Genomic DNA, 14,828 nt, shown 5'->3' with positions numbered 1-14,828 from the left:
TATCCGCGACTGACTGCTACCGACCGCTAGGGAGTGGTCGTGAACGAGTCGAAGTCGGCCTCGCCCGTGGTGCCCGAGGCGTGCGAGGTCTGGGTCAGGCCGACGTCCTGGGTGGCCGCGGCGGTCGGGACGTCGATCGTGCCGACCAGGTTCCAGGTGACGTCGTCGGTGGAGTAGTAGCCGCTGTAGGTCGTGCCGTCGCGGACCAGCTTCAGCCACGACGGGTAGACGGCCGTACCGGTGGAGTCCTGCGAGTCCAACTTGCCGTCGCCGTCGCTGTCCCAGTCGAGCAGATAGCCGTTGCCCGGGGTCGCGACGAGGGCCAGATAGCCGGGGGAGGTGTTGGGCTGTGTGATGTCGTTCCGGACCATGATTCCGGCCTTGGCCCAGACGTCCGTGTCCGACTGGGAGTTGAGCTTCACGGTCGTCACCGAACCGTCGTGCTCGGCACCCGGCAGATAGACAGTCCCGTACTCGTTGGTGCCGTTGTAGAGGTCCGCGCCCTGGGCCCGGATGCCGAGTTGGGTCCCGGACTGGCTGAAGCTCGCCGTGGTGGAGGCGAACGTCTTGTAGGGGGCGGTCACTTGGTGGTTGACGGTGATCGTGTCACCGGCGGCAAGCCGGGTCCGCCCCACCGACTTGAAGCGGTAAGTGGCGCTCCCCTTGAAGTCGTTGGAGTCGAAGAGCTTCGCCGAGGACGGGATGGAGACGGCGTAGGTGACCTTCAGCGCGTGCCCGCCCCGGATCGTCCTGGCCCGCGTCGCCGAGTGCGTGGTGATCTTCGCGCCGGCCGGCCCGGTGAGGGTCAGAGCGGCGTCGGAGACTGACCGCGACCCGTTGTCGGACAACACGGCCGTCACCGTACGCGTGGTGCTGTAACTCGACGCGGGCGCCCAGTCGAGCCCGAACGACACATCCGGAGCCGCGCCGCTCACCACGTGCCGACTGCCATGCACCCGGTACAGGACCACACCGTGCGCCGGCACATTGGCGGCGATCCGGCCCGCGGACTCGGTCAGCCGCTTGCTCCACAGATCCCGCAGGGAGTAGTCGCCCGCCTTGGCCAGCCCCAGCGCGGACGCGGTCGTGGCCACCTCCCGCGGAGCCGACCCGGTGTTGAACAGCCCGACCACGACATCGCCGTTGGGCTCGGTCTTGGCGAACACCTGCGAATTCGCGTCCGAGGAGATCCGCTTGGCGTCGATGCCGTCCTGGTCGACCGCGAGCACATCGGCGTTCTTCAGCAACGCGAGGTCGGCCGGGTCGAGATGCGTGAGATCGGTGCCGAGGAAGAGCGGCGAGGCGGCGAGCGACCACAGACTCATCTGGGTCCGGCGCTCGTCGAGGGTGAGCCCGTTGTTCGCCCCGTTCCCGATCTCCAGGGAGTCGTAGTCGTTGTACCCGCCGGGCCCGCCGTACGGCGCCCAGGCCGCGACCTGGGCGAAGCGCGAGGCGACCGAGGCCCAGGTGGTCAGGGGGTAACTGCCGCCGTCCGGACCGCAGTAGCACTCGATGTCGCCGCCGGTGCGCCAGCCGTTGGAGAGCTTCTTCCAGGTGGCCGCGTTGTTGATGTCGAGGTTGTTCGACAGCTCCAGGTGGATCGGCCGGCCGGTGTGGTGCAGGGCGTCCGACCAGGCCTGGACGTCCTGTTGGTCCCAGGTGCCGACGCCGTCGATCTTGAGATAGTCGATGCCCCAGCCGGCGAACTGCCCCGCCCAGGAGTCGATGAACGCCTGCGCGCCGGGCTTGGTGTAGTCGATGCCCACCATGCCGCCGCAGTTGTAGTTGCTCTCCGTCGTCGTGGTCGCGATGTCCCGTGCGTGGTACGGCGTTCCCTCGATCGCCGTGTTCTCGGCGACCGCCTGCTGGGAGATGCCGGGCGTGACGTACAGCCCGAACTTCAGCCCCAGGGAGTGGACATGATCGGCCACCACCTGAATGCCGTTCTCACCACCCTTGGGCGGGAACTTGACGGGGTCGGTGACCCAGCGGCCGTACTGGTCGACGTCCGGCCCCTGGCTGTCCGGGCACTGGTACCAGAAGTCGTCGACGTTGGCGTAGACGAACCCGTTTTCGGCCAGCCCGCTGGTCTTGAGCGCCTTGGCCTGTGCCTCGATCGTCCGCGCGGTCGGATTGCGCCGGAGGAAGCTCCAACTGCTCCAGCCCAGCGCGGGTTTGACTCCGACAGCGTTGCCGACAGCGTTGTCATCGGCTCGCGCGGACTGCCCGCCCGTCGCGGTGACTCCCATGGTGAGCAGCAGCGCTCCGGTCAACGCGGCCAGCACACCGCGGATCTGTCTTCTCATGAGCTGTTCCTCCATCGCAACGCCCACATGACTCAGAAAACGTCAAGAACCAACCCCGTGAACGCGACAAGTGAACATGAGCAAACGCCAGTCACCACATAGCGCGCTTGACCAAAACTGCGTCAAGTCTGTGCCGATGGTTCGCCCGCGGCCGCGGCGAGGCTCTGCCGTAGGTGTGTGAGGCGTGCGATCTCCGTGTCCAGGGCCGCGAGGCGATCGGCCACGACATCGCTGAACTCGCCCGGAGGGTTGCCGCAGGACGGGCGCGGGGTCCGGGTGAGGAGGTCCAGGCCATGGGCTCGGCGGCGGAGGTCTTCCAAGGTGAGCCCCAGCGCGAGCAGGTCACGGATCACGCGGACACGGGCCACCTCGGCGGGGCCGTACTCCCGTTGGCCGGACGGGGTACGTGGCGGGGGCCGGAGCAGGCCACGCGCCTCGTACAGGCGCAGGGCGCGCGGTGTGGTGCCGGCCGCCGCCGCTGCCTCGCCGATGCGCATGCGGCTCCCCGTCCTACGGCTCCACGACGACCGCGCCGAAGGAACGGCCCGCGATCAACAGGGGCAACGCCTCCGGAGCGCGCTCGATTCCACGGAGCGTGGTGCGGGGAAAGTGGATGCGGCCCGTCCGTAGCCAGTCCCCGAAGCGGGCCTCCCACTCCGTCTCGACCTCGGGGTGGTCGGTGCCGTTGTAGCCGGCGATCGTGATGCCCCGGGTCAGCAGCCGATAGGTGTCGAGCACGGCCGGTGCGCTCCCGCCCGCCCGGTCCGGGGACAGCTGACCGTCCAGCGCGCCCACCAGGGCGAACCGGGCGCCCCGGTTCGCCGCCCGGACGGCGGCTGTCAACTGTTCGCCGCCCACGGTGTCCAGGACGACGTCGATGCCGTCCGGTGCCGCCTCGGCGAGCTGTCCTTCGATCGGTCCCGCTCCGCGCAGCACGGTGGCGTCGTAGCCGAGTTCCCCGCGCAGTCTCCGCGCCTTGTCCGGTGAGCCGGTGCTGCCGATCACCCGTGCGGCGCCCAGCAGTCGGGCGATCTGGCCCGCCAGGCTGCCCACGGCACCGGCGGCGCCGGTCACGAACACGGTGTCGCCCGCGCGGACTTGGGTGAGCCGGGTCAGCGCGCCGTACGCCGCGGAGCCCTGGGCGAGGTGCGCCACCGGGTCGGGCAGCGTGTCCTCCAACGGCCTGCACTCGGCGGCGGCCGGTGTCGCGTACTCCCGCCAGCCCTGAAGGTGCAGCACCAACTGCCCCTTGGCCAGCGGCCCTTCGACCACCTCGCCGATCGCGGGGCCGAACAGGGTGTCGCCGGGGTGCAGCGGCGGCAGCGGGACGTCGTGGGTCTCACCTCCGATGAGGGTGCGCAGGCCGGGGAAGACCAGGAAGTGGGTGTTGCGGACGAGTACTTGGCCGGCCTCGGGGCGGGGGAGGGGGACCCGCGCGAGGGTGAAGTCGTCCGTGGTGGGCAGTCCGGCGGGGCGGCGGACCAGGCGTACGAGACGGTGAGTCGCAGTCATGCCCGGACGCTAAGCCCTGACCCGTGGGTCAGGGGCAAGCCCCGGTTTCCGAACAGGCCTTCCCCGAAAGCCACTTGAAACCCCGCCCGCCGTTTACAGCCACCCCGGTCCGCGCTAACTTCACGGGCAGTGGGGTGGGAGCGCTCCCATCCGTCCGACGGTCCGGAACCCGCCGGGTGCGGCCGGGTCGCCCCACCCCACGCCTTCACCTCCGCAGGTTCCGCACGACCGTCGAGCGAAGGTAGATCTGTCATGCCTATGACAATCTTGAGAACCGACCCGCGATTACCGCGCCCCACCCCTCAACGAGCCCTTTTCCTCGTCCTGTTGGCCCTGCTCACCACCGTCCCCGCGCTGGCCCTGATCCTCGCCACCGGCGGCCGGGCCGAGGCCCACGGCACCCCCATGAAACCCGCCAGCCGCACCTTCCTCTGCTGGCAGGACGCGCTGACCACCACCGGCGAGATCAAGCCCATCAACCCGGCCTGCAAGGCGGCCCAACAGGTGAGCGGCACAACGCCGTTCTACAACTGGTTCTCCGTGCTGCGCTCCGACGGCGCCGGCCGCACCCGCGGCTTCGTGCCCGACGGACAGCTGTGCAGCGGCGGCAACCCCAACTTCACCGGCTTCAACCTCCCGCGCGACGACTGGCCGCTCACGCATCTCACCTCGGGCGCGACGGTCGACTTCTCGTACAACGCCTGGGCGGCGCACCCGGGTTGGTTCTACGTCTACGTCACCAAGGACGGCTTCGACCCGACGAAGACACTCACCTGGGACGACATGGAGGCCACCCCGTTCCTCACGGTCGACCACCCGCCGCTCAACGGCACTCCGGGCACGGTCGAGGCCAACTACTCCTGGACCGGGCAGCTTCCGGCGAACAAGTCGGGGCGGCACATCATCTACATGGTGTGGCAGCGCTCGGACAGCACCGAGACCTTCTACTCCTGCTCGGACGTCGTATTCGACGGCGGCAACGGTGAAGTGACGGGTATTCACGACCCGGGCAACCCCACCGACCCGGTTCCCGGGGTCTGTTCGGCCACCCGCCGCACGACGGGCAGTTGGCCCGGCGGCTACCAGTCCGAGGTGACCGTCACCAACTCCGGCGACGTCCCGATGCTCGGCTGGATGGTCAACTGGACGCTCCCCGGCGGGCAGTCGGTCGCCAGCCTCTGGAACGGCAACGCGACCTACACCGGCCAGGACGTGATGGTCCACAACGCCGACTGGAACGGCTCACTGAGTCCGGGACAGAGCACCACCTTCGGCTACGTCGTGAACGGCGACGGAGGTGACCCGGCAACTGCCCTTCCCTGCCAGGTCGGTTGAGCCTGCGCTCGGGGCGGACCCGGTGGTCGGGGGCCACCGGGTCCGCGAGCCGGGTGGGCAATGGGGGTGGGCCCACTCGGGTGGTACGTGGCTTGGGGCGACACTGCGATGCGACAACGTTGTCTTATGGTCTGCATACGACTCTACCGCGCCAACGGACAACGATGTCAAGCCAGTTGGCCTGCGGACGCCGTCCGAGTGGCCGCATCGCGCGCCCTCGCCGGTCCACGCGCTCTTCCGTGGTACGGGTGGCGCACGTTACTGTCCCTGCGGCTTGTGCGACCTGTGGTGCGCGACCCGTCCGAAGGAGGAGGGGCCGCGTCATGCGTTTCCGTCCCACGTCCCTGTTGCTCGCCGCCGCACTCGCGGTCGGCGGCGCCACCCCCGCCCTGGCGGCCACCACCGCCCCACCGCAACTCGTCAAGGACCCCAGCGCCTACGTCGATCCGCTGATCGGCACCAAGAACGGCGGCAACGTCTTCCCGGGCGCCGTCGTGCCCTTCGGCATGCTCTCCTGGAGCCCGGAGAACACCAGAGGCAGCGCGACGAGCACGGCCGCGCCAGGCGGCTACCAGTACGACGCCACCCGCATCCGCGGCTTCAGCCTCACCCACATGTCCGGCACGGGCTGCGCGGGCGGCAGCGGCGACATCCCGTTCTTCCCGTACGCCGGTGAGGTCATCTCCTCCCCGGCGAGCGACACCAAGGACGCCGTCTACGCCTCCGACTTCAGCCACACGGCCGAGACCGCCGAACCCGGCCACTTCAAGGTCGGCCTCGCCTCAGGTGTCACCGCCGACCTCACCGCGACCGCCCGCACCGGCTCCGGCCGCTTCACCTACCCGGCCGACAAGCCCGCCTCCCTCCTGATCCGCACCGCCAACTCCGAGGTGGGGTCGACCAATTCGTCGGTCACCATCGACCCGGCGACCCGCACGGTCTCCGGCTCGGTCACCTCCGGCAACTTCTGCGGCTACCTCGACCCCGAGGGCCAACGCGCCTACTACACCCTCTACTTCACCGCCACCTTCGACCGCGCCTTCAAGACCACGGGCACCTGGCAGGACGACAAACTCACCCCCGGATCGACCTCCGCGACCGGCGGCACGGGCGGCTTCACCAACGGCGGCCGTCCCGTCGCGGGCAAGGGCGCGGGCGGTTACGTCGAGTTTGAGCCCGGCACCGGGCCGGTCGGCGTCAAGGTCGGTATCTCGTACGTCAGTCAGGCCGGCGCCGAGGCCAACCTCGCGGCGGAGAACCCGCCCAAGCGCTCCTTCGACGCCGTCGAGGACGCGGCCCACCGCGCCTGGCGCGACCAGCTCGGCGCGATCAAGGTCGGCGGCGGCACCGACACCGAGCGCACCACCTTCTACACCGCGCTCTACCACTCCCTCCTGCACCCGAACGTCATCAGCGACGCCGACCGCAGATACACGGGCAGCGACGGCAAGGTGCACAAGGTCGGCAAGGGGCACGAGGCTCAGTACGGCACCTTCTCCGGCTGGGACATCTACCGGTCACAGGTCCAGCTCCTCACCCTCCTCAACCCCCGCACCGGCTCGGACATCGCGCAGTCCCTCTACGAACTCGCGCAGCAGAACGGCGGGGTCTGGGACCGCTGGCTGCACGGCGCGAGCGGCACCCACGTCATGAACGGCGACCCCTCACCCACCGCCCTGGCCGGCATCCGCGCCTTCGGCGGCACGGACTTCGACCTGAAGGGGGCCCTCGCGTCCCTCGTCCAGGCGGCGACCGTACCGACCGCCCAGGACCTGTCCTCGTCCGGCAAGCCGGTGCTGTCCGTCGGTCAACGCCCGTCCCTCGACAAGTACTTGAGCCTGCACTACATGCCGTCTGTCTCCAACGCCTGGGGCGGTGCCGCCGAGACGCTGGAGATGTCCACGGCCGACTTCGCACTCTCCCAACTCGCCACGGCGGCGGGGAAGAAGAGCACGGCGGCCGACTTCGCCAAGCGCGCCCAGTGGTGGCAGAACAACTTCAACATCGCCGCCGACCCCACGGGCGGTTACATCGCCAACCGCAAGGCGGACGGCAGTTGGGTCACCGGCTTCACCCCGGGCACCGGCAACGGCTTCGTGGAGGGCACGGCCGCCCAGTACACCTGGATGGTCCAGCACAACCCCGCCGGGCTGTTCGCGGCGATGGGCGGCACCGACAAGGCCCTCGCCCGCCTCGACTCCTTCTTCCATGAGGCGGACGGGAGTTGGTCCTTCACCGGCAGCGGCGGCGACAAGTCCGAGCTGGACAACGAGCCGTCCGTCAACGTCCCCTACCTCTACGACTACGCGGGCGCCCCCTACAAGACCCAGGAGACGGTCAGGGCGGCCATGAAGCAGCTCTGGACCACCGACCCGGCCGGCATCCCCGGCAACGACGACCTCGGCGAGATGTCGTCCTGGTACGTCTTCTCCGCCCTCGGCATGTACCCCCAGGTCCCCTCCCGCGCCGAACTCACCCTCGCCTCCCCGCTGTTCGAGCGCATCGAGATCAAGCGCCCGCACGGCAACGACATCTCCATCCACGCACAGGGCGCGGCGACCGACGCCCCGTACATCCAGTCCCTGAAGGTCAACGGCCGCAGCAGCGACCGCCCTTGGCTCTCCTCCTCGATCGTCAGGAACGGCGGCACCCTCGACTACACCCTCTCCACCACCCCGAACCGCACCTGGGGCAACGCCCCCGCCGACGCCCCGCCGTCCTTCCGTACCGGTGAACAGCCGTACCAGATCGGCGTCGGCCCGACCGCCGCGACCCTCGCGCCCGGCGACACCACCAAGGTCAACATCAAGGCCCTGGCGCTGAGCGGCGGCACCGGACCCGAGGTCCGCTACAGCGTCGAGACCCCCGCCGGAGTCACGGCAACTCCCGCCCAGGGAACGGTCGTCGACGGTTCCCAGGACATCGCCCTCACGGCCGCCGACGACGTCCGGCAGGGCTTCTACGACGTGAAGGTGACCGTCACCTCAGGCGACACCTCGTACGAGCAGCCGGTGGCCCTCACGGTCGCCGCGCCCGGCACTCTGCTCGCCGCCTACAACAACACCGGCGTCTCCGACGACAACGGTGAGCACGACGAGGCGGACTACGACGGAGGCGGCTGGAGTTACTCCCTCCAGGCGCTCGCGGCGGCCGGGCTGACCCCGGGTGGCACGGGCACGGTGGACGGGCTCGGCTTCACCTGGCCCAACTCGCCCAACGGGCGCCCGGACAACGTCTCGGCGGCCGGTCAGACCCTCCAACTCCCGCAGCCCGCCGCCGACTTGTCGTTCGTCGGCAGCGCGGTCAACGGCAACCAGCAGACCAAGGCGACCGTCACCTACACCGACGGCAGCACGGACGTGGTCGACCTGTCCTTCACGGACTGGACGGTCGGCGGGGGCGGCGGAACCGTGCAGTACGGCAACGAGATCGTCGCCAGGACCGCGTACCGCAATGTCGCCGGTGCGGACAAGGACCCGGTCGTCACCTATGTGTTCGCCACCAAGCCGTTCGCGGCACCCACGGGCAAGACCATCAAGAGCGTGACACTTCCGGACGACCCGGATCTCCATGTGTTCACCCTTGCGGTGAACTGACGTCCACTATGTGTGCCCTCGCCGGTTTCGGTGGCGGGGGCACATCGGCGCGTGCGAGCATCCGCAGATGGTGAAACGGCCGCAACTGCCCGACGAGTTCCGGGCCGAGGCGCGCACGGCCTTCGCGTTCCTGGTGGGGGACGAGGGCTTCGCGCCGCCCGAGGACATAGACGGCGGGCTGCGCTATCTGCGCGCCGACCTCATGGTGCGCGTCTGGTTCCTGGGCGGCGCCGAGTCGGAGGTCCTGACACGACTGATCCCCCTGGCGCCGGACGGCACCAGGGGGAACGGGGCTTGGCTGGACGATCTGTACAAGGCCGCCGCGTGCGGCCCGGCCCAGGACGTCCCCGTCTTCGCGTCGACCAGAAGAGGCGTGCTCAGACGGGTCCATCAGCACGCGGAGGCGTTGCGCAGGCTGCTGCCCCGCCTCCCCGTGCCGTGACCGTGCCTCAGGCCAGCAGCTCCACCTCCGCGAGCGTCGAGGAGCCGTCCAGAACGAGGCGGTAATGGGCGTACGAGCCAGGTGAGTTGACCGAGAACGCGCGGGTCTGCTTGGCCCAGGTGAAGGACTCGCCGGAGCGTTTGTCGAGCGTCTTCCACTTGGTGCCGTCGGCCGAGCCCTGGAGGGTCCAGCCGGTCGGCGCCGTCGTGCGGTCCGTCGACGACGTCAGCGTGTACTGGATGCCCTTGGTGGCCTTGGCGACAGGCAGGTCCACCGAGGTCACCGTGGCGGCCGTGGCCGACGTGTTGTCGAACAGGGCGCCGGTGGCGGCGAGTTGGTCGCTGCGGGGTGTCGGCACCTTGTCGTTGTTGGTGATCGACACCGGCGCCGCGCTCTTGCCGCTGCCCCACGTCGAGGGCTTGGAGCCCATGGAGAAGTCCAGCACTCCGCCCTTCTCCAGCAGCGGGTGGGGGAGCGAAGTCGACGTCCAGGCCTTGCCGTTGACCGTCAGGCTCTGGACGTAGACGTTCTTCGTGCTGTTCTTCGGCGCCTTGACGACCAGGTCCTTGCCGTTCTCCAGGTGGACGGTCGCCTTGGTGAACAGCGGGGAGCCGATGGTGTATTCGCCGCTGCCCATCACCAGCGGGTAGAAGCCGAGCGCGGAGAAGAGGTACCAGGCCGACTGCTCGCCGTTGTCCTCGTCGCCGTGGTAGCCCTGCCCGATCTCGCTGCCGGTGTAGAGGCGGGACAGCACCTCGCGCACGTCCTTCTGCGCCTTCCAGGGCTCGCCGGCCGCGTCGTACATGTACGTGACGTGGTGGGCGACCTGGTTGGAGTGCCCGTACTGGCCCATCCGTACGTCCCGCGCCTCCGTCATCTCGTGGATGACGCCGCCGTAGGAGCCGACGGTGGCGGACGAGGCCTTCTCCGGCGTGGCGAAGTACTCGTCGAGCTTGTCGCCGAGGGCCTTCTGGCCGCCGTAGAGGTTGGCGAGGCCGCGGCTGTCCTGCGGGGCGGTGAAGGCGTAGCCCCAGCCGTCGGTCTCCGTGTAGTCGTAACCCCAGATCTTCGGGTCGTAACTCGCCGACGCCACCCGCCAGTTGCCCTTGGCGTCCTTGCCCTGGAAGAACCCGGCCCCCTTGTCGAAGAGGTTCACGTAGTCCTGGGCGCGGTTGAGGAAGTACTCGGACTCCTCCTTGTAGCGCTTCTCGCCGGTCTTCTTGTAGAGGGCCAGGCCCATCTGCGCGATGCCGTAGTCGTTGTTGTAGCCCTCCATGGCCCAGGAGAAGCCCTCGCCCGTGTCCGTGCTCGTGTAGCCGAGGAAGGGCGAGGTGGTCATGCCCTTGCGGCCGACGCCCGAGGAGGGCGGGACGACGGTGGCGTTCTTGACGGCCGCGTCGTAGGCCGACTTGGCGTCGAACCGCACGCCCTTGACGTACGCGTCCGCGAACGCGACGTCCGAGGAGGTGCCGGTCATCAGGTCCGCGTAGCCGGGGGAGGACCAGCGCGAGGTCCAGCCGCCGTCCTTGTACTGCTGCACGAACCCGTCGACCATCTCACCCGCCTGACCGGGCGTCAGGAGCGAGTACGCGGGCCAGGTGGTCCGATAGGTGTCCCAGAAGCCGTTGTTGACGTACACCTTGCCGTCGACGATCTTCGCGCCGGTGTGCGTCGGGGTGTCCTGGCTCGGCATCGGGGAGAACGGCGAGGCGTACTGGTAGGTCGAACCGACCTTCTCGAAGCCGGAGTTGGGGTACAGGTACAGCCGGTACATGCTGGAGTAGAGCGTGGTCAGCTGGTCGGGGGTCGCGCCCTCCACCTCGACCTTGCCGAGCAGCTTGTCCCACACCTTCTGGGCCTGGTCCTTGACCGTGTCGAAGGAGGTGCCGTCCGGGATCTCCTGGCTCAGGTTGGCCTTCGCCTGGTCGACGCTGATCAGCGAGGTCGCGAGACGCAGGGTGACCGTGTGGTCGGCGCCCGCCTTGAACCGCAGATAGCCCTTGACGCCGCTGGAGGAGCCGTCCGTGACCGGCGCGTCGAACACGCCGTAGACGAAGAGCCGCGTAGCGCCGGTGGACAGACCGGACTTGACGTCCGAGTAGCCGGTGACGGTCCCGTTGGTCTTGTCGAGGGTCAGGCCCGCCTGCTCGGTGACGTTGTCGAAGATGACGCTCGCGTCGTCGCCGGGGTAGGTGAAGCGCAGCGAGGCCGCGTGGTCGGTCGGGGCCATCTCGGCCTTGAGACCGTTCTCGAACGTGACGCCGTAGTAGTACGGGCGCGCCGTCTCGTTCTCGTGCTTGAAGGCCAACTCCCGTGCGTTCGGGTCGGTGTTGGGGGTGCCCGAGGCCGCCGACGGCATCACCTGGAAGGTCTGCCGGTCGCCCATCCAGGGGCTCGGCTCATGGCTCAGGCTGAGCGCCTGGAGCGTCGGCAGGTTGGCGTCGTTGTTCGCCCGCGCGTAGTCGTAGAGCCAGCTCAGCGACGACGAATTCGTCACCGGGGTCCAGAAGTTGAAGCCGTGCGGCAGCGCGGTGGCGGGGAAGTTGTTGCCGCGCGAGAAGCTGCCGCTGGAGTTGGTGCCGCGGGTGGTGAGCGCGTAGTCGGACAGATGCGCCTTCGGCTTCTCGGGCGCGACCGACTTGATGCTCACGTCGTCGAGCCAGCCGCGGAACTTCGCCGGCCCGCTGGGGGAGTCGTAGGCGAGGAGGATGCGGTCGACGGTCTTCCCGGCCGCTACCGAGCCGATCCGCGAGAGGACGTTGTTCCACTGGTTGACGTAGAGGATCTTCGCCGCGCCCTGTCCCTGCGGGGTGAGCGCGAAGCCGTGCGAGTCGGTCGCGCCGAGGCCGCTGAGGTAGGTGCCGTCGGTGAAGGCGAGGTCGACGGAGACGTTCGTGGCGTCGTAGTCGAGGTCACCGTCGGCCATCTGCGGGAAGATCTTGTACGACAACTCGGTGTCCCGGCCGACGGCCACGTCCACGTCGAAGACCTTGTTGTACGAGTACGCCCGGCCCGTCGCCGTATGACGGCCCGCGTAGCGCAGTGCGCGCGTCCCGGTGAAGCCGGCGCCCGCCTTGGCCGTGGGGGAGCCGCTGGGGCCGTGGTCGACCAGCGAGAGCATGTCCTCGGGGATCGGTGCGGTGGAGCCGCCGGTGGAGAACTGGACGTCGGCGAGCTGAAGGATGTCGCCGCCGTTGTTCCTGCTCACGTCGAGCCGGAAGTGCTGGTACTCGGCGGGCTCGGCGAGGTCGTACGACGTGGTCTGGAACCGGGCGGAGAACGACTCGCCTGAGCGGGTGTCGACGGTCTTCCAGTCCTTGCCGTCGGTCGAGCCCTGGAGGGTCCAGTCCCGCGGGTCGCGCTCGTCGTGGTCGTTGGCTGAAGTCAGCGCGTACGTCACTATTTTGAGCGGTTTGTCGAGGTCGAACTCGACCCAGCCCGTGGGCGCGAAGGTGAGCCACTTGGTGCCGGACTCGCCGTCGACGAGGTTCTCCTTCACCTCGCCCGCACCGGTGTTCTCGCCGCTGGCCCGCAGGTCCGTGACATGGTCGTCGACATTGCCGGGGATACCGCTGGTGAATCCCCCGTCGACACCGGAGGCCCGCTTGGAGCCGTCCGGCGCGGTGTCCACGGTGTTGAGCCAGTCCGGCGCCGGATCACCCGCCTCGAACGAGGAGGCGAACGCCCCGGCCGGAGCGGGAGCCTTGCCGGGCAGCGCGACGGCCGCCCCCTGCGAGCCCGCCACCAGAGCGACGGCGGCCACTGAGACGGCCGCCGAACCCCACCATCTGTGATGCATACGAGGGCATCCTCCCGCCACATGAGACAACGTTGTCAGCTTTGCCGCGCAAGCAACAGTAGGGAGTCAAGTGGCTAGGGATGTCAAGGGTGTTGAGTGCGGCATTCGAGCGCAATAGCGGGGGTTTCTCCGGCATCGAACGCACAGGGCCTTCATATTTCCGCGAGGTCTCACTTCGGAAAAGACCGACAACCGACCCTGCATTCGATCTTGCTCTGTCGACCGGAAGTGGACTATACCTGTCGCGTTCGACACCGCTCTCACAGCAGCACGGACGAAGTACCTCTGCACGACCAAGCTCGAACTGACCGCGGTGCCGGGAGGATCCGGTTCACCGCCTGAGTCCTGTTGAAGGCGAGGACTTGAGCATGGGATCCACTTCCGCCGAGAACAACTTTTCCGGCAGCACCGGCGCACAGGGTGTCGGCCGCCGAGATCTGATCAAGAGGTCGGCCGCACTCGGCCTGATCTCCGTTCCGGCCATGAGCTTTCTGTCGGCCTGTGCGAGCAGCGACAGCGGCTCGGACAAGAAGGCCAAGTCGGGCACGAAGACCGCGAAGAACCCGCTGGCGGTGAACGACACCGCGCAGATGGAGTTCGTGCTCTTCGACGGCGGCTTCGGGAAGGAGTACGCCGAGGACGCCGTAAAGATCTACGAGACGAACTTCCCCAAGGCGAAGGTCAAGTTCTCCGCCACCCAGAAGATCCAGTCGACGCTTCAGCCCCGCTTCAACCAGGGCACCCCGCCGGACCTGATCGACAACTCCGGTGCCGAGCAGATGGACATGGGTGTCCTCGTCGGCAAGAAGCAGCTCAGCGACCTCACCCCGCTGCTGGACGCGCCCTCCTACGACGACCCGTCGAAGAAGGTCCGCGACACCCTGCGGCCCGGCATCGTCGAGATGGGCCAGTTCGACGGCGACCCCGTCTGGATCATGTACTACGCCTACACCGTGTACGGCGTCTGGTACTCGCAGAAGGCCCTGGACGCGCTCGACGAGAAGTACCCCGAGACCTGGGACCAGATGCTCGCGGTCTGCGAGAAGGCCAAGAAGAAGGGCATGGCGGGCTGGACGTACGCGGGCAAGTACCCGTACTACCTGCCGTTCTCGCTCTACCCGATGATCGGCAAGGTCGGCGGCCGCGAGGTCCTCGACGCGATCGACAACCTGGAGCCGAACGCCTGGAAGCACCCGGCCGTGAAGGCCTGCTTCGACGCCTACTACGAGTTGTTCAAGAAGGGCTACATCCTCAAGGGCACGCCCGGCATCGACCACATCCAGTCGCAGACCGCGTGGGCCGAGGGCAAGGCGCTGTTCATCCCGAACGGCTCCTGGGTGGAGAACGAGTCCGCCAACGTCATCCCCAAGGACTTCAACCTCGCCGTCTCCGCGCCGACCGGCATCGACAGCTCCGACAAGATGCCCTTCGGCACCATCTGGGCGTCCGGCGGTGAACCCTTCATCGTCCCGGCCAAGGCGGCCAACGCGGCGGGCGGCATGGAGCAGTTGCGCATCATGCTCAGCGAGGCCTCGTCGAAGAACTTCACCAGCAAGGTGAAGTCGCTGACCGCGTACAACGGCGGCACCGACGGGATCACCCTCACGCCGGGTCTCACCTCCGGTGTGGCGGCGCTGAAGCTGGCCGGCGACAACGTGCTCAACCCGCGCCTCCAGGACTGGTACGTGCAGTTGCAGAAGGAGCAGATCGGTGTGGCGGGTCTCGGCGAGATGATGGCCGGACGGGCCACCCCGGCCGAGACCATCAAGAAGATCCAGGGCTTCGCCGACGCGGCCGCCAAGGACACGTCGATCAAGCACTACAAGCACCAGTGAGGA

The 14,828-nt window shown here is 68.5% G+C and carries 8 protein-coding genes; 4 read left to right on the top strand and 4 right to left on the bottom strand.

The genetic code is table 11. The annotated features are described in order from the left end of the window. Positions 1-26 precede the first annotated feature (26 nt). From ACWIHT_RS10930 to ACWIHT_RS10920, 3 genes are all read right to left on the bottom strand, one after another. The gene (locus ACWIHT_RS10930) at positions 27-2,306 is read right to left on the bottom strand and encodes an NEW3 domain-containing protein (RefSeq protein WP_456166675.1); all 2,280 of its coding nucleotides are present in this window, start codon (positions 2,304-2,306) and stop codon (positions 27-29) included. A gap of 122 nt (positions 2,307-2,428) precedes the next feature. After that, positions 2,429-2,803, bottom strand: a complete 375-nt coding sequence (locus tag ACWIHT_RS10925) for a MerR family transcriptional regulator (protein ID WP_456166673.1) — start codon at positions 2,801-2,803, stop codon at positions 2,429-2,431. A 13-nt stretch (positions 2,804-2,816) separates the two neighbouring features. Then, positions 2,817-3,818 (bottom strand): MDR family NADP-dependent oxidoreductase, encoded by a 1,002-nt coding sequence (locus ACWIHT_RS10920; protein WP_456166671.1) that lies wholly within the window; start codon positions 3,816-3,818, stop codon positions 2,817-2,819. A 252-nt stretch (positions 3,819-4,070) separates the two neighbouring features. On the opposite strand from ACWIHT_RS10920, the gene ACWIHT_RS10915 reads away from it, so the two are divergent. From ACWIHT_RS10915 to ACWIHT_RS10905, 3 genes are all read left to right on the top strand, one after another. After that, the gene (locus tag ACWIHT_RS10915) at positions 4,071-5,153 is read left to right on the top strand and encodes a lytic polysaccharide monooxygenase auxiliary activity family 9 protein (RefSeq protein ID WP_456166669.1); all 1,083 of its coding nucleotides are present in this window, start codon (positions 4,071-4,073) and stop codon (positions 5,151-5,153) included. A gap of 323 nt (positions 5,154-5,476) precedes the next feature. Then, entirely contained in the window at positions 5,477-8,749 is a 3,273-nt protein-coding gene (locus ACWIHT_RS10910; RefSeq protein ID WP_456166667.1) for a GH92 family glycosyl hydrolase, read from the top strand. A gap of 67 nt (positions 8,750-8,816) precedes the next feature. Then, a complete protein-coding gene (locus tag ACWIHT_RS10905; protein WP_456166665.1) occupies positions 8,817-9,191 on the top strand; it encodes a hypothetical protein in 375 nt (124 codons plus the stop codon). Positions 9,192-9,198: 7 nt separating this feature from the next. On the opposite strand, the gene ACWIHT_RS10900 is transcribed toward ACWIHT_RS10905, so the two are convergent. Further along, positions 9,199-12,990 (bottom strand): GH92 family glycosyl hydrolase, encoded by a 3,792-nt coding sequence (locus tag ACWIHT_RS10900; protein WP_456166663.1) that lies wholly within the window; start codon positions 12,988-12,990, stop codon positions 9,199-9,201. 368 nt (positions 12,991-13,358) lie between these two features. Here ACWIHT_RS10900 and ngcE point away from each other — a divergent pair, with 368 nt between their 5' ends. Further along, complete coding sequence (gene ngcE / locus ACWIHT_RS10895) at positions 13,359-14,825, top strand: N-acetylglucosamine/diacetylchitobiose ABC transporter substrate-binding protein (RefSeq protein ID WP_456166661.1); 1,467 nt, start codon at positions 13,359-13,361, stop codon at positions 14,823-14,825. The last annotated feature ends 3 nt before the right edge of the window (positions 14,826-14,828 follow it).

This window comes from Streptomyces sp. NPDC002276, from assembly GCF_053891435.1.
This window is presented reverse-complemented; position numbering and strand designations above follow the sequence as displayed.